The sequence below is a fragment of the Rubrivivax gelatinosus genome, from assembly GCF_016583785.1.
In the GTDB taxonomy this organism is placed as follows: Bacteria; Pseudomonadota; Gammaproteobacteria; order Burkholderiales; family Burkholderiaceae_C; genus Rubrivivax; species Rubrivivax gelatinosus_B.
Genome location: NZ_NRRU01000002.1, coordinates 44,421 through 61,682, shown reverse-complemented (window position 1 = coordinate 61,682; position 17,262 = coordinate 44,421). Strand labels below are relative to the sequence as shown.

The following is a 17,262-nucleotide window of genomic DNA, read 5'->3' as shown; positions in this document are numbered from 1 at the left end:
CATGCAGTTTCCAGAATCCTGGTTGCGCGAGTTCTGCAACCCCCCGCTCGGCACGCAGCAGCTCGCTGACCTGCTGACCATGTCCGGCCTCGAGGTCGAGAGCCTGGAGCCGGTGGCGCCGCCGTTCACCGGCATCGTCGTCGCCCAGATCCTCGAAGCCGAGCCGCACCCGCAGGCCGACCGGCTGCGCGTGTGCAAGGTGTCGATCGGCGCCGCCGAGCCGCTGCAGATCGTCTGCGGCGCGCCCAACGCACGCGCCGGCCTGAAGGCGCCGCTGGCCACCGTCGGCGCGGTGCTGCCGCCCGGCGATGACGGCAAGCCGTTCAAGATCGGCGTCGGCAAGCTGCGCGGCGTGCAGAGCTTCGGCATGCTGTGCTCGGCACGCGAGCTGAAGATCGCCGACGAACACGGCGGCCTGCTCGAGCTGCCGGCGGATGCGCCGGTGGGCACGAACATCCGCGAATACCTGAATCTCGACGACACCGTCTTCACGCTCAAGCTCACGCCCAACCTGGCGCATGCGCTCAGCGTCTACGGCATCGCACGCGAGGTCTCGGCGCTGACCGGCACGCCGCTGGTGACGCCGGCGATCGCCCCCGTCGTGCCGGCACACGACCAGCGCCTGCCGGTCGAGGTGCAGGCGGCCGACCTGTGCGGCCGCTTCTCGGGCCGTGTCGTGCGTGGCGTGAACACCCAGGCCAAGACGCCGCAGTGGATCGTCGACCGCCTGGCGCGCTGCGGCCAGCGCAGCGTCAGCGCACTGGTCGACATCTCGAACTACGTGATGTTCGAGTTCGGCCGGCCGTCGCACATCTTCGATCTCGACAAGATCCACGAGAAGCTGGTCGTGCGCTGGGGTGGCGAGGGCGAGACGCTGAAGCTGCTCAACGGCAACACGATCACCGTGGACGCCCAGGTCGGCGTCATCGCCGACGCGAAGGAAGTCGAGTCGCTCGCCGGCATCATGGGCGGCGACGCCACCGCGGTGTCCGACGACACGAAGAACGTCTACGTCGAGGCCGCGTTCTGGTGGCCCGAGGCGGTGCAGGGCCGTTCGCGGCGCTACAACTTCAGTACCGACGCCGGCCACCGCTTCGAGCGCGGCGTCGACCCGGCGCTGACGGTCGAGCACATCGAACGCATCACGCGGCTGATCATCGAGATCTGCGGCGGCGAAGCCGGCCCGATGGACGACCAGGTGCTGGCGCTGCCGAAGGCGCAAGCCGTGACGCTGCGCGTCGAACGCGCTGCCAAGGTGACGGGCCTGCCGCTGACGCAGCCGCAGTGCGCCGAGGTCTTCCGCCGCCTGGGCCTGCAGTTCAGCGAGGAACCCGGCTGCCTGACCGTGACGCCGCCGAGCTGGCGTTTCGATCTGAAGATCGAGGAAGACCTGATCGAGGAGGTCGTTCGTGTCGTCGGCTACGACAAGCTGCCGGCGACGCCGCCGCAGGCGCCGGTGACGGCGCGCGTGCGGCCCGAGGCGCGGCGCAGCGCGTCGGCGCTGCAACGCGCGGTCGCGGCGCTCGACTACCAGGAGACGATCAGCTTCAGTTTCGTCGAGGAACGCTGGGAGCGTGAGCTCGCCGGCAACCCCGACCCGATCAAGGTGCTGAACCCGATCGCCGCGCCGCTGGCGGTGATGCGCTCCAGCCTGATCGGCAGCCTGGTCGCGGTGCTGCGTGGCAACCTGGCGCGCAAGGCGCTGCGCGTGCGTGTGTTCGAAATCGGCCGCGTCTTCCGCCGCGACCCGGCGGCCGTCGATGGCCCGCTTGCGGTGGCCGGTGTCGACCAGCCGCTGCGCATCGCCGGCCTGGCTTATGGCAACGCACTGCCGCTGCAGTGGGGGCAGAAGGAGCGGGCGGTCGACTTCTTCGACGTCAAGGGCGACGTCGAGGCGCTGTTCGCGCCGCGCCGTGTCGTCTTCGTCGCCGACACCCACCCGGCGCTGCATCCGGGGCGCTGCGCGCGTGTCGAGGTCGACGGCCGTGCTGTCGGCCACGTCGGCGAACTGCACCCGAAGTGGCGCCAGGCCTACGAGTTGCCGCAGCCGCCGGTGGTTTTCGAACTGGAGGCCGCGGTGCTGCTGCAGCGCCCGCTGCCGGTGTTCGAGCCGCTGTCGCGTCAGCAGTCGGTCTGGCGTGATCTGGCGCTGGTCGTCGGCGAGCAGGTGCGCCACGATGCGCTGGTCGCCGCGCTGCGCGACGACCCGCTGGTGCGCCAGGCGACGCTTTTCGACATCTACAAGCCCGCACAGCCTGGCGGCGGCCTGCAGGCCGGCGAACGCAGCCTGGCCGTGCGCCTGGAACTGCTGGACCCGGCCGCGACGCTGACGGACGAACGCATCGAAGCCGCGACCGCTGCGGCGGTGGACCGCGTCGCCCGTGCCTGTGGGGCACGGCTGCGCGGCTGAGGCACTGGGAGCGAGGAACCACATGACCGACAACACCGCCAGGGAACGTGTCATCCTGCCGTCGCTGGAGACGCCGACGCTGACCAAGGCCGAACTCGCCGACCTGCTGTTCGACCGCCTGGGCCTGAACAAGCGCGAGTCCAAGGACATGGTCGAGGCCTTCTTCGAGATCGTGCACGGCACGCTGGTCGCGGGCGACGACGTCAAGCTCTCGGGCTTCGGCAACTTCAACATCCGGCGCAAGGCTCCGCGTCCGGGGCGCAACCCGCGGACCGGCGAGCTCATCCCGATCAAGGCGCGCAACGTCGTCACCTTCCACGCGAGTCACAAGTTGAAGGCGATCGTGCAAGGCGACACGCCCGCCGAGGGGGACTTCGAGTAAAGTCTCGATCCCGCGTCGATCCTGTTGTTTTCAGTGGAGAAAACGCTTCCCGCCATCCCCGCCAAACGCTACTTCACGATCGGTGAGGTGAGCGAGCTCTGCGGTGTCAAACCGTATGTGCTGCGGTACTGGGAGCAGGAGTTCACGCAGCTCAAGCCCATGAAGCGCCGTGGCAACCGGCGCTACTACCAGCACCACGAGGTGCTGCTGATCCGGCGCATTCGCGAACTGCTCTACGAGCAGGGCTTCACGATCAGCGGAGCCCGCAACCGACTGTCCGAGAATCACCCCGGTGCGCGTTCCGCCGCAGTCGATCCGGCCGACGCGACCGCGCTGCCGGCCTTGGATGGCGAAGACACACCCGACGTGGAGCGCGGTGTCGGCGACCTGATCGGCCTCGGCGACCGCGGCGTGCTCGCTTCGTCGGACGATCTGGACGGGCTGCGCGCCGAACTGCTGTCGATTCGCGAATTGTTGACGCCTTGACTCGATTGGCGTTCTTCTAGGGTATACTGCGAGGCTTCGTCGGGGTGTAGCGCAGCCTGGTAGCGCACTTGCATGGGGTTCTTGGAAACCTCGTTTTGGTGCAAAATCTATACCCTGTCGTAGTGGTTCAGTACATTGCAAGGCCGATCCGGGTATCGTTCTGATACCCCTGTGAACGTCCGGTGCATCACTTGCCCGTGAGGCAAGTGCGTCACCGGGAAGCACGCCCGGTAACGCACTTGCATTCCTCGCCCGTTTGGGAGAGGCAGTCGGGATGTAGCGCAGCCTGGTAGCGCATCGGTCTGGGGGACCGAGGGTCGCAGGTTCAAATCCTGTCATCCCGACCATTTTCTATGCTGGGTTACGGCGTGCATCACATAATTTTTGGATGTGTTGTCTCGCGTAATTCGGACTTATGCAGTTCGCCTAGCGTGCTTTTATTAGTACGCCGTCTATTATCGTGCCACGGCGCACATGATTAGACGCGTGCGCTCTATTGCGTTCAAACGTTGGAGTGCATGTTAACCATCTTCGGCGACTGCCCAAGACGCAAACCGCACCACCTCTAAGTGCGCGGCGCCCGGGTCAAACCGGGCGCGGACGGCCTGCATCTCGGCCACACCGGCTCGACTGCGCTCTTTGGCCTCCGAACGAAGGGCCAGAACTTGCTTAGGATGGATGTCGACCGAGTCGCAGGCGACCTTGGCTCAGCGTCTGTAGCCATAGGTCAACGCCGGACTCCGTGTTTACAGTAGCCGCGAGGCAGCAGGAGCGCCCGGATAAAATGCCCGGAAATCTCTGGGTCGCGAGCTAAGCGGTTGATTCTTAAGGGTTTTTATGGCGGATCACTTGCATGGGGTGCAAGGGGTCGCGAGTTCGAATCCCGCCACCCCGACCATTTATTCGTTTTCGTCTTGCCTTCTTCCGGATCACTCCGGATACCAGGAACCGCAAGCGGAGACACAGTTCGGCGAGAGCCCGCCCGGGAAACCGGGCGGGCTTTTTCGCTTCTGCGCAGGCTGCGCATCGTGCACGACGCGTGGTTTCGACTCCGAACTGAGGCCCCGGGGCGGGTGCAGCCGCAATACGTCCTCGGGCGTCCTGCCACTTGCTTCGTCGATGCCTTGCGTCTGCTTGCCCGATGCCGCGGCCGCGGCCGCTTCTTCGGGTGCGCATGATGCGTTTGCAGACTCGCCGCTGGCGCAGAATCGCGTGTTGACCACGCCGCACCGCGGCCAGAAGCAAGACGACATGCCGATCTACGAATACGCCTGCCAGGACTGCGGACAACGTTTCGAGACGCTGGTGCGTTCCGACACCGTCCCCGCCTGCCCCCAATGCCAATCGACTTCGCTCGAGAAGCAGTTGTCGGTATTTGCCGCGGGCAAAGCCGCACCTGAAGCGGCCCCTGCCGCGCCGAGCCCTTGCGCCGGTTGCGGGCGCGCCGGCGGGCCCGGCTCCTGTGCCTTCGGCTGAGCCCGGTCCGAGCGGCAGGCGATAACGAATCGTCTGCCGGTTGTCTGTGATCGTCTGGCGCTGACGGCGCCGCTGCTGCCGCCGTCCGTGCTGCCGGTGCCCGCGCCCACCTGAAGGCGCCGCGCCGCCTCCCCGAGCCCGCCTCTGCCGGGCCAGCCGGCGCCGCGCCTGCGCACCGGCTCTTCGTACTCGACACCCGCCGGCCCCTGGTCCCGCCAGGGCGCCGCCGCCGAGTGTCCCGGCCATGGCCGCGCCCTGTCGCGTCTGCCAATCGGCCGGCAGCGCCGCCCTGCGGCGGTCACCGCATCAGAACCTGCAAAGGTTTGCAGGTCCCAAATGCGGCCTCTCCTGATGGAATTCACCACATCGAATTCAACGCCATTCGGCGGCATTTGGAGAACTGAAATGTGGGATCTTCTGGCGGAACTCTTCGGCTTTCCTCGTACCGGCGGGCTTTGATGCCTGCTGCGATCTCCGAATTATGACGATTGCATGACCGGCCTGATTGCATAAGGCCGGTGGTCGATCCTTTCGGAGATCGCATTCCGTTTTCTGCGCCCGGTAAGTGCTGGTGATCACGACCCGGGCATTCGATGCGGGAGCGTTCGTCCCTCCAGCGCGCTCGCGTCAGGCGTCGCCCTCCATGGGCGACGCCTCTTTTTTCACCATCGGCACGGTGCGCCGAAGGCGCATCGTCAGAGCAGGCCCAGTTCCATGGCCTTCAGCACCGCGCTGTGTTTGCTGGAGACCTCGAGCTTACTCATTGCGTTGCGAAGGTGAAAAACCACCGTGTGCTCGCTCATCGACAGGATCTGGCCGATCGCCCAGGCCGACTTGCCGTCGCGTGTCCATTGCAGCACCTCCCGCTCCCGGGGCGTGAGCCTCGGGCGGGCCGGGCTGCGTTCGGCAGACGGCAGCATCACGCGGGCAGCTGTTTCCTGCGCGTAGACGGCCAGCAGCTGCAGGTCGGCCATCAGCCGCGTCAGATCGCGGTCGTCCGCGGGCAACGGCTGGTCACGGTCGACGCCGAACAGGAACTGGCGTCCACCCGGCATGTGCAGCGCCATCGAGATCCCGGTGCGAAAGCCGTAGTGCGCCTGCGTCTCCCACAGATCCCCCGCGCCGGCGTCGACATAGGTCGCCTGGTCGTAGACGAAGGGCAGGCTGGCCGTCAGCAGCCGCTGCAGGACCGGGTCGCGCCGCGAGTCGGTTTCGTCGAGCGAGGCCTCCTGGAAGCTGCGCGGCAGATTGCCCAGGCGCGCGACCAGGGCCGGCTGTGCCGGCCGCTTGACCATCAGCACGGCCTGCACGATCGGGAAATCGAGATCCTGGGCGAAACGCACGAGACGCGATTCGAACGTCGCGCGGTCGGTGGCGGTGCCGATGTCCAGGTAATCCTGGTATTTCATCGCGGTAACCATCATGCCGGTTCACAGGCGCCAAAACGCCGCTGTTCCGACAAACTCCTTCGCAGACGGTAATGTAATGGGCTCTGTTTGCGTCGAACCCTGGATGATCCGGTCGTGGCCGGTGCGCGAATGGTACATGCCGGAGGACCCGGCCGAATGGCCATCGTGGTGGCATCTGGGCACACGCGTGAACGAAAAACGCGACGGCGCCGGTCGCTGGAGCGGCGACACCGTCTGGGCCGCGACGCTCGAGGGTGTCGAAGTGGCCGCCAGTTGGGGCTGGACCGAACTGCGCCCGGGTGTCGTCGTGCTCAGCGATCCGAACGCCATCGCGTCCAACCTGCGCTGTCTCGTGCCGACCCCGGCTTCGGACGAGCGCCTGTCGGCGATCGTCGCGCTGAACCGTCTCACGCACGAGCTTCCCTGGCGCGACACGGTCTGCACCATCCTGCGTGTGCTGCGGCGGCATGGCCGCACGGCTGCGGCTGCGCGGGACGTCAAGCGCCAGCCGCAAAGATCGAAGCCACCTTCAGTCTCCTGCTGACCGGCGCGCCCGCCACGGCGCCATCTCCTGGCCGCACTCGACGAGGATCGAAAGCCATGAATGCGAGCGAAGACGAGGAGTTTCCCGAGGACATCACCGATTCGGAGCTCGAGCGCGAAGTCGCGGCGCTCGCCGATCGGCTGGACTGGGAGCTGTTGCGTACCGTGATCTACGCCACCGGCGCGCTCGTGCTGCTGGCCGTCGTGGGCAGCATGATCACCTGAAGCGGGTGGGTGCGACGCTGTTGCGTCTCATGCGGTGCGGGCGCTGCGGCGCTGCCCTTGGCGGCGCGACCAGGCCAGCATCAGCGACTGTACCCAGGCCGCCGACCGGCTGATCGGCTCCCGCGGTGCCGGCGGTTCGTAACGCAGGCCGATCGCCACCCGCCCGGTCCACCAGATCTCGCGGTTCGTGCCCGGCAACATCACCGGCCCGACGTGCCCGGCGGGCAAGGCGACCGGAGGGGCGCTCGTGTTGTGACGAATCGGATTCGGGGTCTCGTCCATGATGGCCTCGGTCCAGGTGGAAGTGCTTTGCGGCCATGTCGCGCCGGCCGTCCGGCGCGACGCCAATGTGGCCGGTTTCGCATGGCCCTGCCGGCATGCGGCAATAGCCAGATGTCGCCGCTCGAAACTTGGCAAATGGCGTGCGCGCCGGCGCTCGCGTCACGCGTTCGCGGGGGCGGCGTCGCACGGTTCGGCGCGTGCGAGCAGACGTTTCCTGACCATGTGCACATGGCCGCGCAACTCGTAGAGCTCGCCGGTGTAGGCCAGCGGCAGCCCGATGCGGGCGATCTGCGCGTCGATGCGGTCGAGTTCGGCCTGCAGCCGGCCGAGGTCGGCGTCCGGTTTCTCCAGTGCCTGTTCCAGTTCACGCAGGTTGGCGTACCAGCGATAGACCCGCGAGCGAAAACGCATCGCCACCAGCGGCGGCACCAGCCGCGACAGCGGCACCATCGCGGCCAGCAGCGGCAGCAGCACGATCCACATGCGATCGACGAAGTTGGCGAGCCAGAACGGCAGGTGCCGCTGCAGCCAGGGCGGCCCGCTGCGCGCCAGGCGCTCGGCCTCCGGCGCCAGCGGCCATTCGGCGCTCGTCGCCTGCGGAAAGTCGCCGGCCGCATGAAGCCAGCCGGCGGCGCCGTGTGCCTGCTTCGCCGCCTGCACCAGCAGCTGAACCAGGGCAGGGTGGAGATCGGAGCGCGCCACCAGCGACGCGTTCGTCGCGATCAGCTGCAGGTCGCGAGCGGGTTCGTCACGGGCGAGGTCGACAACACCACGCGGCAGCACCAGCGCCTGGAGGAAGGCGAAACGCCGGGCATAGGCATCCGCCTGTTCGAAGCCCAGCAGGCGCACGCCCGGCGCGCGCAGCAGGTACTGGACGAGCGGCGCGTCGGCGGCAGACACCATCACCAGCGCGTCGGCGCGGCCCTGGATCAGCTCGACGACGCCGAACACCGTCGGCCTGCGCCCGAGCCGCAGCTCCTCGAGTTCGAGGCCGTTGGCCTGCAGGATCTGCTGCAGCAGCGGCCCCGTGCCGCTTCCGGTGGTGCCGGCCTCGACACGCCAGCCGCGCAACTGGGCGACGCGGGTGAGCCCGCCTGGCCCGAGACGGCGGGCACGGTCCTCGCGGTAGAAGATCCACAGCGGCTCGTGCGCCACGGTGCCGAGCGATACCAGGGCGTCATTGCCGGCGTCGGCGCGCGGATCGACACCGCCTTGCACGAATGCCACCTGCACACCCGAGGAAGGGTCGCGCAGCAGCCGCAGGTTCTCCGCCGAGCCCTGCGTCTGGCGCAGCTCGAGCTCGACGCCGTAGGCGCGCAAGAGCGGCACGTACCGGCGCGCAAACTCCTCGTACGCACCTTGCTCCGGGCCGCTGGCCATCACGATCCGGCGCTCGGGCGTCGGGTCCAGCCAGCGGTAGGCCAGCCAGGCGGCTGCCAGCGCGGCCACCGCCAGCGTCAGCGAGGCCCAGGCGCCGAGTTGCAGCACGGCCTCACGCCATCGCTGCGCACGTGCGCCTTTGATGCTCGAACGGATCATCGGCCCACGATAACGGATGGCCCGCTCGCGCATCGTTCCTGGCGTTTTCATATCGCTTGGCGGGATGCGTTCTCGTTGCTTGGAAACGCCCCGGTCCGCCCATCAGGGAAAGTGCGCACTGTTTGCTGCAACACCATGCGCTGTCGCCATTCGTGATTAGGATTGGGCCATGACGGAACGCAGCACCGGACCTGCGCCCGCTTTGGATCCGCCCCCGACAAGCCAAGCCTCCAGGCTGGTTTCGTTGCTGTGGAGTGGAGCCAATCGCGCGGCTCTCTGGCTCGAACGCCCAGCCGACCGCCTTGTGCGCCTTTGGCGCGGCGTGCTCGGTGCGGCGGTGAAGCGCCGCACCGTGCCCATGGCGCTGCCCATGGGTGTTTCCGCCTTCGCCGGGGCCAACCTGGTGTTGCGGCCGAGCGCGACGCCGGCCTCGTCTGCGCAGGTGCCGCCGGCGCCCCTGCACGGCATCTGCCGTTCGCATCCGGACGTGATGCGGCTGATCGAATCGGTTTTGCTGCCGGGGCTGGTGGCCTGGCACCAGTCCTTGCCCGCCTGCGTCGACGAACGCCGCAGCATCGAACTGGCGCGCCGCCTGATCGGGCCGACCGGGGCCGGCGCGCGCGAACTGCTCTGCGAGCACTACGCCGGACACGGCTCGCTGCATCGCCTGTTCACGGGGCTGGTCGAGCCCGCGGCGCGGCGCATGGGCGACCTGTGGGCGGTGGACGACTGCACCGAGGCCGAGGTCACGATCGGCCTGTGCCGGCTGCTCTCCGAACTGCGCCAGCTCGACGGTTGCTGCGCACGCGTCGCCGGGCACGCCGGGCGCTCGGCGCTGGTGGTTCCGCAGCCGGGCGAGTCGCACATGCTCGGCGCCGCACTGGACGCCGAGTCCTTGTGGCAGGCGGGCTGGCTGCCGCAGTCCGAGTACCCCGACAGCGACGAAGCCCTTCAGACGTTGGTCGCGGCGCGTCACTACGACGTGCTCTGCGTTTCGCTCAGCCCGTCGTTCCGGCGCTCGCATCGTCTCGAGCGCCTGGCGCGCACGATCGCCGGTGCACGTTCGGTGTCGAAGAACCCGGATCTGGTCGTCGTCGTCAGCGGCCGCGCCTTCCACGAGGAGCGCGCCGCCGCACGCCGCGTCGGCGCCGACGGCAGCAGCCGCTGGGCCTCCCGCTTCGAGTTGCTGCACTGAGGCCGGGCGCAGGGCAGCGCGCCCCGGCAGGCGCCAGCCGCCGCCTTCAGTCGCAGGCCTGCACGCGCGCGTCAGGCAGTTCCGACAGCGGCTTCCAGCCCAGGTTTCGCGCGCCATCGAGCGCGCTGGCCGGCAGGTCGACGACGACGATGCGCCCGTCGGCCAGACCGCACATCGCCGCCCGCATGCGGCCGTCGTGTCCGCAGCGCGGTGAGCGTGGCTCCAGTCCGGCCGCGACCAGTCGTGCAACCGCCGCGGCCTGGGGCTCGGGCGGAGGCGCTTCGCACTGGCGGCTGCCGGCGGCCGTGTAGACGGTGACGCTCGCGGCCGCCGCACCGGCACAGCCGCCAAGCGGCAGCAAGGCCGGCAACACGAGCAGCAGCAGGCGCGGCGAAGTCAGGGAGGCGACGGTCATCGGACGGGCCGGTAGCAGCGACCGGCCATGCTCGCGCCGACCGGGGACGCGGTCAATGGCGCGAGAACAGATCGCGCAGCTTGCAGAGCACGAGGCTCAGGTCGGGCCGGGTATCGGGCAGCGCCTCGCCGGCGATCAGGCGTTCGAGCGCCTGCCGCGGATCGCGCTCGCCGGTGCGCACCACCTGCGCACCCCAGCCGGCCATGTGGCGCACGAAGCCGTCGCCAGCGCTGCCGACGACCAGGATCTCGCAGCCCTTCAGCGGGTGCGGGTCCTCGTCCTTCAGATGATGCGGCAGCTGCTCGCGCGTCAGCTCGACCGGCACCGGCTGCGGCAAGCCCTCGCCGGCACGGCAGTCGTAGAGCTGCCAGTTGCGGCATTGGCCGGCATGGCCCGAGATCTCGCGGCCGCTGGGATCGACGGCGATGGCGATGCGCATGCTGGGACCCAGCTCCTCAGCGCGCCTTGGGCGTGGCCGCGGCCTGGACCACCTTGTCCGCCGCCGGCGCATGGCCGACGGTGCCGCCGGCCGGATGGCGCGGGATGAAGGTCGACGGGTCGATGCCGCTGGCCGTCGGGCGCGACTTGGACAGCGCCGGGTGGTAGCCGAGATCGGACGCCTGGGCGGCGGAGAAGCTGAGCAGCATGGCGGCGAGGACGAGCGAGGAGCGGATCATGGTGGTGTCGGCGGCGGGCCGCGGTTCAGGGTTTACCCTTTATAGCAGAGGATGCTGCAATGCAGCATCGACCCTTCGCGCCTGAGCCCGTGCCGCTGCCGCCCGCCGGCCGGGGCTGTGCAATCGTGCCACCCCGCGGGCGCGGGGCTAGCCCGTGCACCGATGGGGCTGACCGGGCGGCACCGGCCTTGCTGGACCATACTTGGCCCCCGGTCAGCCGCCGGCCAGCGGCACCGCAGGAGAACCCGATGCATCCACCTGCCTGTCGCCCCGCCGCCTGGTCCGCCGTCGGGCGCCGCGCCGGCCACGGCGTCTGAGGCGGACGACGGCCCGTGCGCATTCGCTCGCAGCTCGTCGCGCTCGTCATCGCGCTCGTCGTCCCGATCACCTTGCTGGCCGGCGCCACGCTGGTGCAACTGCAGTCGGTGCAGCGCCATGAGCAGGAAGAACGGCTGCGCGAGCGCGTGACGGCTTTGCGGCTGGCGCTGGACACGCAGATCGAGTCGGGCCTGCGCGCGCTGACCGGCCTCGCCAGCTCGTCTTCGGCCCGCAACGAACTCGTCGCCAGCAGCGACGCGGCGGCGCTGTTCGCGAGCCATCCGCTGTGGCGTGCGATCACGCTGCAGCCGCTTGCAGAAGGCGGCACGGCCTGGCATCTGGCGCGGGAAGGCGCGAGCACGGATGCGCCGCCGGCGGCCGTGCTCGAGCAGGCCAGCCAGGCTGCCGGCGGGGTGCTGTCGGACGTCGTCGAGGGGAATCGCAGCTACCTGGCGGTGCCGGTGCAGCGCCAGGGGCGCACCGTCGGCGTGCTGCTCGCGACCATAGGCGACGCCGAATGGCTGGCCTTCCTGCGCCGTTACGACATCGCCGGGCCGGGCACGATCACGCTGAGCGACCGCAGCGGCCGCATCGCCGCGCGCACGCTCGAGCACGAACAGTGGGTCGGCCGCGACGCCGACCCGCAGTTCCTGCAGGCGACCCGCGACCAGGACGAGGGCGTGCTCACCGCCCGCAACCTGGACGGCACGCCTTACTTCAGCGCCTTCAGCCGGATGCGGTCGGCGGGCTGGGTGCTGTCCAGCGGCGTGCCGGTGGCGATCCTCGACGGCACGGTGCGCAAGACGACGCTGGTGACGGTGGTGTCGCTGACGGCGGCCACGATCGCGGCGCTGCTGCTGGCTGCCGTGATCAGCAACCGCATCGCCAGCGCGATGACCGGCGTGCTCGAGATGGCCGCCGGCCTCGCCGACGACGAGCCCGGCGAGGCGCGTGTGCTCGGGCAGATCGACGCCGATACCGTGCGCCAGAAGGCGCAGGAAGCGGCCGATGCACGCCGTGCGCGCGACGAGGCCCAGGCGCGTGCGCTGGCCAGCGAGACCCGGGCCCGAGCCATCGCCGAGGCCGCCAGCCGCTCCAAGGACCAGTACATCGCGATGCTGGGCCATGAACTGCGCAACCCGCTGAGCGCCATCGCGTCGGCGAGCGCGGTGCTGGCCGAGCCGGCGGCGCTGGCGCGCGACCGCAGCCGGGCGCTCGAGGTCGTGCAGCGTCAGGTGCGCCATCTGCGCAAGATGGTCGACGACCTGCTCGACGCCACGCGCCTGGCTTCCGGCAAGCTCGAGCTGCAGCGCCGGCCGGTGGACCTGGCGGCGATCGCACGCCACGTGGTCGGGCATTTCGATGCCGCCGGCCGCTGCTCCGGGCTGCGCATCGAGCTCGTCGCCGAGCCGGTCTGGGTCGAAGGCGACGAAGTGCGGCTCGAGCAGATCGTCTCCAACCTGCTGGACAACGCCTGCAAGTACACGCCGGCCGGCGGCCACGTACGCCTGAGCGTGGCCGCCGACGGCGACGAGGCGGTGCTGACGGTGGCCGACGACGGCCCCGGCCTCGAGCCCGAGCTGCTGCCGCGGGTCTTCGAGTCGTTCTCGCAAGGGCCGCGCCTGATCGACCGCTCGCCCGGAGGTGTCGGCCTGGGCCTGTCGATCGTGCAACAGCTCGTCGTGCTGCACGGCGGCAAGGTCTCGGCGTCCAACGGCGGCGATCTCGGAGGCTCGCTGTTCAACGTGCGCCTGGCGCGCTGCGCGCCGCCGGCTGCGGGGCACGGCGACGCGGCGGCATCGGCGCCCGCCGGCGCGCTGCGTGTGCTGCTGGTCGAAGACAACGCCGACAGCCGCGAGATGCTGGCGGCGCTGCTGGAACTGCAGGGCCACGCCGTCAGCACCGCGGCCGACGGGCAGGCGGGGCTGGAAGCCATCAGGCGCGAACGGCCCGAGCTGGCGCTCGTCGATCTCGGGCTGCCCGGTCTCGACGGCCACTCCCTGGCGGCGGCGGTGCGCGCCGAGGGCAGCACGACCCGGCTGTTCGCGCTGACCGGCTACAACACCGAAGCCGACCGGGAGGCCGCCGCGCGAGCCGGCTTCGACGGTTATCTCGTCAAGCCGCTGGACCTGCAAGCCTTCCAGGCGCTGCTGGTCGAGCACGGCCTGGCAGGCCGGCGGCGGGCCGCAGGCGGCAGCTGAGGGCGGTGCGCACGTCGATTGCCTTGTCCTGTTCCCACCCGAGAACGAGGACACCCGAATGATCGATACCCGCATGCAACGCGCCGCCCTGGCTGCCGTCCTGATCTCGTTTGCCGCCGCCGCCGGCGCCCAGAGCACGGCGCAGCAGCCCGCAGCCGGCGCTTCGGCCGGCGCTGCCAAGGCAACCGCCACCGGCCGCGACGTCGCCCGCGGCGACCGCCAGTTCCTGGAGCATGCCGCTGCCGGCGGCATGGCCGAGGTGGCGCTGGGCAACATGGCCAAGGAACGTGCTTCCAATCCGCAGGTGCGCCAGTTCGGCGAGCGCATGGTCCAGGACCACACCGGCGCCAACCAGGAGGTCACTCGCCTGGCCGTCGCTCGCGGCGTCGGCACGCCGGCCGAATCCGACCGGCGTCAACGGCGCTCGCTGGACAAGCTGTCCCAGCTCAAAGGCGCCGAGTTCGACCGCGAGTTCATGAAGGCGATGGTCGACGACCATGAGCGCACCGTCGAGCTGTTCGAGAAGCAAAGCCGCAGCGGCGACGACGCCGAGCTGAAGGCGTTCGCGACCAAGACGCTGCCGACGCTGCGGGACCATCTGCAGGCCGCGCGTGCGCTGCACGACACCGTCGCGAAGGCACGCTGACGCTTGGCCGCCGCCCGTCCGCCGTCAGGCGATGCGGGCGGCACCCACCGGGCCGGCAGCGCCTTCGGTGATGCTCCCGTCGCGCCGCTCGTAACAGCCGACCAGGCAGCCGCTGGCCAGGCCGCGCGCCAGCACTGCCTGGCGCAGCGCGTCGCGGCCCGGCGTCGAACCCAGGCCTTCGCCGGCCTCGAGCGCGAAGACCTGGAACAGGTAGTGATGCAGGCCGTGGCCGGGCGGAGGGTCGGGCGCGAGCCAGGCCGATTGCAGCAGCGAGTTCAGGCCTGTGGCGACCGCCGGTGCGCTGTTGCCACCGCCGAGCGCGCCTTCGGCCAGTGCGCCGGCCGCGTCGGCCGGCAGCGCGTGCGCGATCGCGTGCACCAGCGGCTGCGGGCTGGGCGAGTCGGCGTCCTCGACGATCAGCACCAGTTCGACCGCCGCCGCCGGCACGCCGCTCCAGTGCAGCGGCGGCGAGATCCCGGTGCCGTCGGCGGTATAGAGCGCCGGGATCGGTGCGTGGTCGCCGAAGGCGAGGCTTTCGAGCCGGATCGCGCCCATGCCGGCGCGCAGGTCGATGGCGTGGAACAGCGTCTTGTCACGACCGGCGCGCATGCCGTGCAGCGCGTGACCCAGCGTGTCGGGCAGTTTTTCGAGCATCGCCGTCAGGCGCGCCCGGCGCCGCCAGGCTTGCGTTTGACCATCGTGTGCACGTCGACTCCTTGAAGTCCGGCGCCCACGGGCAAGCCGGCTACCCGGCGTGTCCTGGCCGTTGGGCGCTGCCGCGGCGGGCACGTCTGTTGCCGCCCGGCCGGCACTGCAGCCGAGGGCGGCTGCCATAGGAGACCACGATGGAAATGAGCAACAGCTGGGGCGCCCTGATTCCGCTCTGGATCATCTGCGCGCCGCTGGTCGGGGCGCTGCTCGAACTGGGACGCACGCCCAAGCCGCAGGTGCGTTACGACAGCACGCCGAGCCCGGCGCCGCTGTCGTCGACCGCCGCCTACGGCCGACCGGCCTGAAGAAGACCCCGTGTGGCGCCCGCCGTGGCGGGCGTCTTTCGCCGCCCGCGGGCGGCATTTCACCGAGAAACCCCCGATGACCCACCCGACCCTGCGCCGGACTCCGGCACTGATCGTCCTGGCCGCAGCCGCGGCCTTCACGCTGGCGGCTTGCGACCGTCGCGGCAACGAGCCCCCCCAACCGACGACCGAGACCGCGCCTGCAGCACCGGCGCCGACGATGCCGTCCACCACCACCGGCACCGGCAGCACCGGCACGATGGGCGCCACCGGCTCCGACAGCACCGCCGGCAGCGCGATGGACCCGGCCTCGGCCGCCAGCCGCTGAAGCCGGCGCCCGGTCGATGCCGGGCTCTTCTTCTCAGTTGCCGCGTACCGGCGCGTCCTTGGGCGGTGCCGGTTGCGGCGCCACCGGCACGTCGGGCACCGGCGGGCCGCCGACGCCGTCGTCGACGGCCGCGCCAGGATCTTCTTCGCCGGCGACCGAGCTGTCGTCGGGCGGCGGGGGCAGCGGGCGCGGCGTCATGGCCGGCCCTGCGCCAGCAGCCGGCGCGCAGTGACAAGGGCCTGGGCGACGACCTGGTCCATGTTGTAGTAGCGGTAGCTCGCCAGGCGACCCACGAAGACGACGTCGCACAGTTGCTCGGCGTCGCTTTCATAGCGCCGGAACAGCGTGTGGTTCTCGGCGCGTGGCACCGGATAGTAGGGATCGCCGTCGGCGCGCGGGTGCTCGTAGATGATCGAGGTCTGGCGATGCTGCTGGCCCGTGAGGTGCTTGAACTCGGTCACGCGCGTGTAGGCGTAGTCGTTCGGGAAGTTCACCGTGCCGACGGCCTGGAAGCGCTCCTGGTCCAGGGTCTGATGCTCGAAGTCCAGGCTGCGATAGGGCAGCTTGCCGTGGCGGTGGTCGAAGAAGGCGTCGATGGGCCCGGTGTAGACCAGGCGCTTCCAGGGCACCAGGCGCAGCACGTCGCGGTAGTCGGTGTTCAGCATCACGCTGATGCGTGGGTGGCGCAGCATGTTCTCGAACAGGCGCGTGTAGCCGTGCAGCGGCATCGCCTGGAAGGTGTCGGTGAAATAGCGGTCGTCGCGGTTGCTGCGTGTCGGCACGCGCGCCGTGACGCTGGCGTCCAGCTCCGACGGATCCAGCCCCCACTGCTTGCGCGTGTAGCCGCGGAAGAACTTCTCGTAGAGCTCGCGCCCGACCCGGGTGACGACCACGTCCTCGGACGTGCGCACCGGGTCCACACGCTCGGCGACCGAGGCGAGGAAGGCCTCCATCTCGAGCGCGCTCAGCTTCAGCCCGTAGAGCGTGTTGACGGTGTCGAGGTTGATCGGTATCGGCAGCAGGCGGCCGTCGACGCTGGCCAGCACGCGGTGCTGGTACGGCCGCCAGCGTGTGAAGCGCGAGAGGTGTTCGAAGACATCGGCCGAGTTGGTGTGGAAGATGTGCGGCCCGTAGGGGTGCACCAGCAGGCCGGCGTCGTCGTAGCGGTCGTAGGCGTTGCCGCCGACATGGGGGCGGCGTTCGACGACGAGCACACGCTCGCCGCCATCGCCGGCCAGGCGTTCGGCGATGACGCTGCCGGCAAACCCGGCGCCGACGATCAGGGTGTCGAAGCCGTCGCCGTCGCGCGCCGACGGCGCCCCGATCTGCTCGTGGTAGCTCGGCGCGGACAGGGGTGGCATCGGGGGCTTTCGGGACGGGGCAGGAGGCCGCCGGGTGCAAACCGGGTGCAAACGGTGTTCCCGCTGCAGGCCGGGCTGCGGGAACGGGTGTTGCCACATCCGGTCATCGCCCCAGGGAGCACCCGATGTGGATTTCCGAGACACCAACCGTCGCGCCGCTGGCGCTGCATGTCCCGCAACCGCTGCCCGAGACGGTGCCGCCGCCTCCTTCTCCGGCGCCGCCGCCCGGGCCCGACGAGATCCCGCCCGAGATCATCGAGCCGCCGACGCCGACCGAGGTGCCGCCGATCATCGAGCCCGGCACGCCGCCGCCGATGCCGGCCCGGCACTGAGCGTGTGAGGCGCGGCGTGCC

Annotated in this window: 21 protein-coding genes and 1 tRNA gene; 13 read left to right on the top strand and 9 right to left on the bottom strand. The window is 70.0% G+C overall.

What is annotated here, in order from left to right; translation table 11 throughout:
* The first annotated feature begins 1 nt into the window (after position 1).
* The 5 genes from pheT to CKO43_RS01175 all read left to right on the top strand — a co-directional run bounded on the left by pheT (position 2) and on the right by CKO43_RS01175 (position 4,754).
* Complete coding sequence (gene pheT / locus CKO43_RS01195; protein WP_200377599.1) at positions 2-2,410, top strand: phenylalanine--tRNA ligase subunit beta; 2,409 nt, start codon at positions 2-4, stop codon at positions 2,408-2,410.
* 22 nt (positions 2,411-2,432) lie between these two features.
* The gene (locus tag CKO43_RS01190) at positions 2,433-2,792 is read left to right on the top strand and encodes an integration host factor subunit alpha (RefSeq protein ID WP_200225511.1); all 360 of its coding nucleotides are present in this window, start codon (positions 2,433-2,435) and stop codon (positions 2,790-2,792) included.
* Between the two features lie 33 nt (positions 2,793-2,825).
* Positions 2,826-3,278, top strand: coding sequence for a MerR family transcriptional regulator (locus tag CKO43_RS01185; protein ID WP_430699114.1), 453 nt, complete (start codon positions 2,826-2,828; stop codon positions 3,276-3,278).
* Between the two features lie 270 nt (positions 3,279-3,548).
* Positions 3,549-3,625 (top strand) — tRNA-Pro (locus CKO43_RS01180).
* 868 nt (positions 3,626-4,493) lie between these two features.
* The gene (locus CKO43_RS01175) at positions 4,494-4,754 is read left to right on the top strand and encodes an FmdB family zinc ribbon protein (RefSeq protein ID WP_430699111.1); all 261 of its coding nucleotides are present in this window, start codon (positions 4,494-4,496) and stop codon (positions 4,752-4,754) included.
* A gap of 695 nt (positions 4,755-5,449) precedes the next feature.
* On the opposite strand, the gene CKO43_RS01170 is transcribed toward CKO43_RS01175, so the two are convergent.
* Positions 5,450-6,175: a helix-turn-helix transcriptional regulator gene (locus CKO43_RS01170; RefSeq protein WP_242477744.1), complete on the bottom strand. Its 726-nt coding sequence runs from the start codon at positions 6,173-6,175 to the stop codon at positions 5,450-5,452.
* Positions 6,176-6,350: 175 nt separating this feature from the next.
* On the opposite strand from CKO43_RS01170, the gene CKO43_RS01165 reads away from it, so the two are divergent.
* Together CKO43_RS01165 and CKO43_RS01160 are read left to right on the top strand one after the other, a co-directional pair.
* Positions 6,351-6,707: a hypothetical protein gene (locus CKO43_RS01165; protein WP_346014373.1), complete on the top strand. Its 357-nt coding sequence runs from the start codon at positions 6,351-6,353 to the stop codon at positions 6,705-6,707.
* Between the two features lie 56 nt (positions 6,708-6,763).
* On the top strand, positions 6,764-6,931 hold the full coding sequence (locus CKO43_RS01160) for a hypothetical protein (protein WP_200225516.1): 168 nt from the start codon (positions 6,764-6,766) through the stop codon (positions 6,929-6,931).
* Between the two features lie 27 nt (positions 6,932-6,958).
* On the opposite strand, the gene CKO43_RS01155 is transcribed toward CKO43_RS01160, so the two are convergent.
* Complete coding sequence (locus tag CKO43_RS01155) at positions 6,959-7,213, bottom strand: hypothetical protein (protein ID WP_200377597.1); 255 nt, start codon at positions 7,211-7,213, stop codon at positions 6,959-6,961.
* Positions 7,214-7,372: 159 nt separating this feature from the next.
* Positions 7,373-8,752, bottom strand: coding sequence for a TAXI family TRAP transporter solute-binding subunit (locus CKO43_RS01150; RefSeq protein WP_200377594.1), 1,380 nt, complete (start codon positions 8,750-8,752; stop codon positions 7,373-7,375).
* Positions 8,753-9,089: 337 nt separating this feature from the next.
* On the opposite strand from CKO43_RS01150, the gene CKO43_RS01145 reads away from it, so the two are divergent.
* On the top strand, positions 9,090-9,947 hold the full coding sequence (locus CKO43_RS01145) for a cobalamin B12-binding domain-containing protein (RefSeq protein WP_346014374.1): 858 nt from the start codon (positions 9,090-9,092) through the stop codon (positions 9,945-9,947).
* Between the two features lie 46 nt (positions 9,948-9,993).
* Here CKO43_RS01145 and CKO43_RS01140 read toward each other — a convergent pair whose 3' ends face one another.
* Genes CKO43_RS01140 through CKO43_RS01130 form a run of 3 tightly spaced genes read right to left on the bottom strand, consistent with a single transcriptional unit; the run spans position 9,994 to position 11,039 of the window.
* Positions 9,994-10,362 (bottom strand): hypothetical protein, encoded by a 369-nt coding sequence (locus CKO43_RS01140; protein WP_200225525.1) that lies wholly within the window; start codon positions 10,360-10,362, stop codon positions 9,994-9,996.
* A 52-nt stretch (positions 10,363-10,414) separates the two neighbouring features.
* Complete coding sequence (locus CKO43_RS01135) at positions 10,415-10,801, bottom strand: NifB/NifX family molybdenum-iron cluster-binding protein (RefSeq protein ID WP_200225528.1); 387 nt, start codon at positions 10,799-10,801, stop codon at positions 10,415-10,417.
* A gap of 16 nt (positions 10,802-10,817) precedes the next feature.
* On the bottom strand, positions 10,818-11,039 hold the full coding sequence (locus CKO43_RS01130) for a hypothetical protein (RefSeq protein ID WP_200225531.1): 222 nt from the start codon (positions 11,037-11,039) through the stop codon (positions 10,818-10,820).
* Between the two features lie 332 nt (positions 11,040-11,371).
* Between CKO43_RS01130 and CKO43_RS26270 the strand changes: the two genes are divergently transcribed.
* Complete coding sequence (locus tag CKO43_RS26270; RefSeq protein ID WP_200377592.1) at positions 11,372-13,558, top strand: ATP-binding protein; 2,187 nt, start codon at positions 11,372-11,374, stop codon at positions 13,556-13,558.
* Between the two features lie 58 nt (positions 13,559-13,616).
* Positions 13,617-14,204 (top strand): DUF4142 domain-containing protein, encoded by a 588-nt coding sequence (locus CKO43_RS01120; RefSeq protein WP_200225537.1) that lies wholly within the window; start codon positions 13,617-13,619, stop codon positions 14,202-14,204.
* Between the two features lie 24 nt (positions 14,205-14,228).
* On the opposite strand, the gene CKO43_RS01115 is transcribed toward CKO43_RS01120, so the two are convergent.
* A complete protein-coding gene (locus tag CKO43_RS01115; protein ID WP_200377590.1) occupies positions 14,229-14,858 on the bottom strand; it encodes a YbhB/YbcL family Raf kinase inhibitor-like protein in 630 nt (209 codons plus the stop codon).
* A gap of 191 nt (positions 14,859-15,049) precedes the next feature.
* Here CKO43_RS01115 and CKO43_RS01110 point away from each other — a divergent pair, with 191 nt between their 5' ends.
* Both CKO43_RS01110 and CKO43_RS01105 read left to right on the top strand, forming a co-directional pair.
* Positions 15,050-15,220, top strand: a complete 171-nt coding sequence (locus CKO43_RS01110) for a hypothetical protein (RefSeq protein WP_200225543.1) — start codon at positions 15,050-15,052, stop codon at positions 15,218-15,220.
* A gap of 76 nt (positions 15,221-15,296) precedes the next feature.
* Positions 15,297-15,548 carry a hypothetical protein gene (locus tag CKO43_RS01105; protein ID WP_200225547.1) on the top strand — a complete coding sequence of 84 codons (252 nt, stop codon included), beginning with the start codon at positions 15,297-15,299 and terminating at the stop codon, positions 15,546-15,548.
* A 33-nt stretch (positions 15,549-15,581) separates the two neighbouring features.
* On the opposite strand, the gene CKO43_RS01100 is transcribed toward CKO43_RS01105, so the two are convergent.
* Together CKO43_RS01100 and glf are read right to left on the bottom strand one after the other, a co-directional pair.
* On the bottom strand, positions 15,582-15,746 hold the full coding sequence (locus CKO43_RS01100) for a hypothetical protein (RefSeq protein WP_200225549.1): 165 nt from the start codon (positions 15,744-15,746) through the stop codon (positions 15,582-15,584).
* Positions 15,743-16,909 carry a UDP-galactopyranose mutase gene (glf, locus tag CKO43_RS01095; RefSeq protein WP_200225551.1) on the bottom strand — a complete coding sequence of 389 codons (1,167 nt, stop codon included), beginning with the start codon at positions 16,907-16,909 and terminating at the stop codon, positions 15,743-15,745. The genes CKO43_RS01100 and glf overlap by 4 nt, the downstream gene beginning before the upstream one ends.
* A 125-nt stretch (positions 16,910-17,034) precedes the next feature.
* Between glf and CKO43_RS01090 the strand changes: the two genes are divergently transcribed.
* Positions 17,035-17,241: a hypothetical protein gene (locus CKO43_RS01090; RefSeq protein WP_200225554.1), complete on the top strand. Its 207-nt coding sequence runs from the start codon at positions 17,035-17,037 to the stop codon at positions 17,239-17,241.
* Positions 17,242-17,262: the final 21 nt, after the last annotated feature.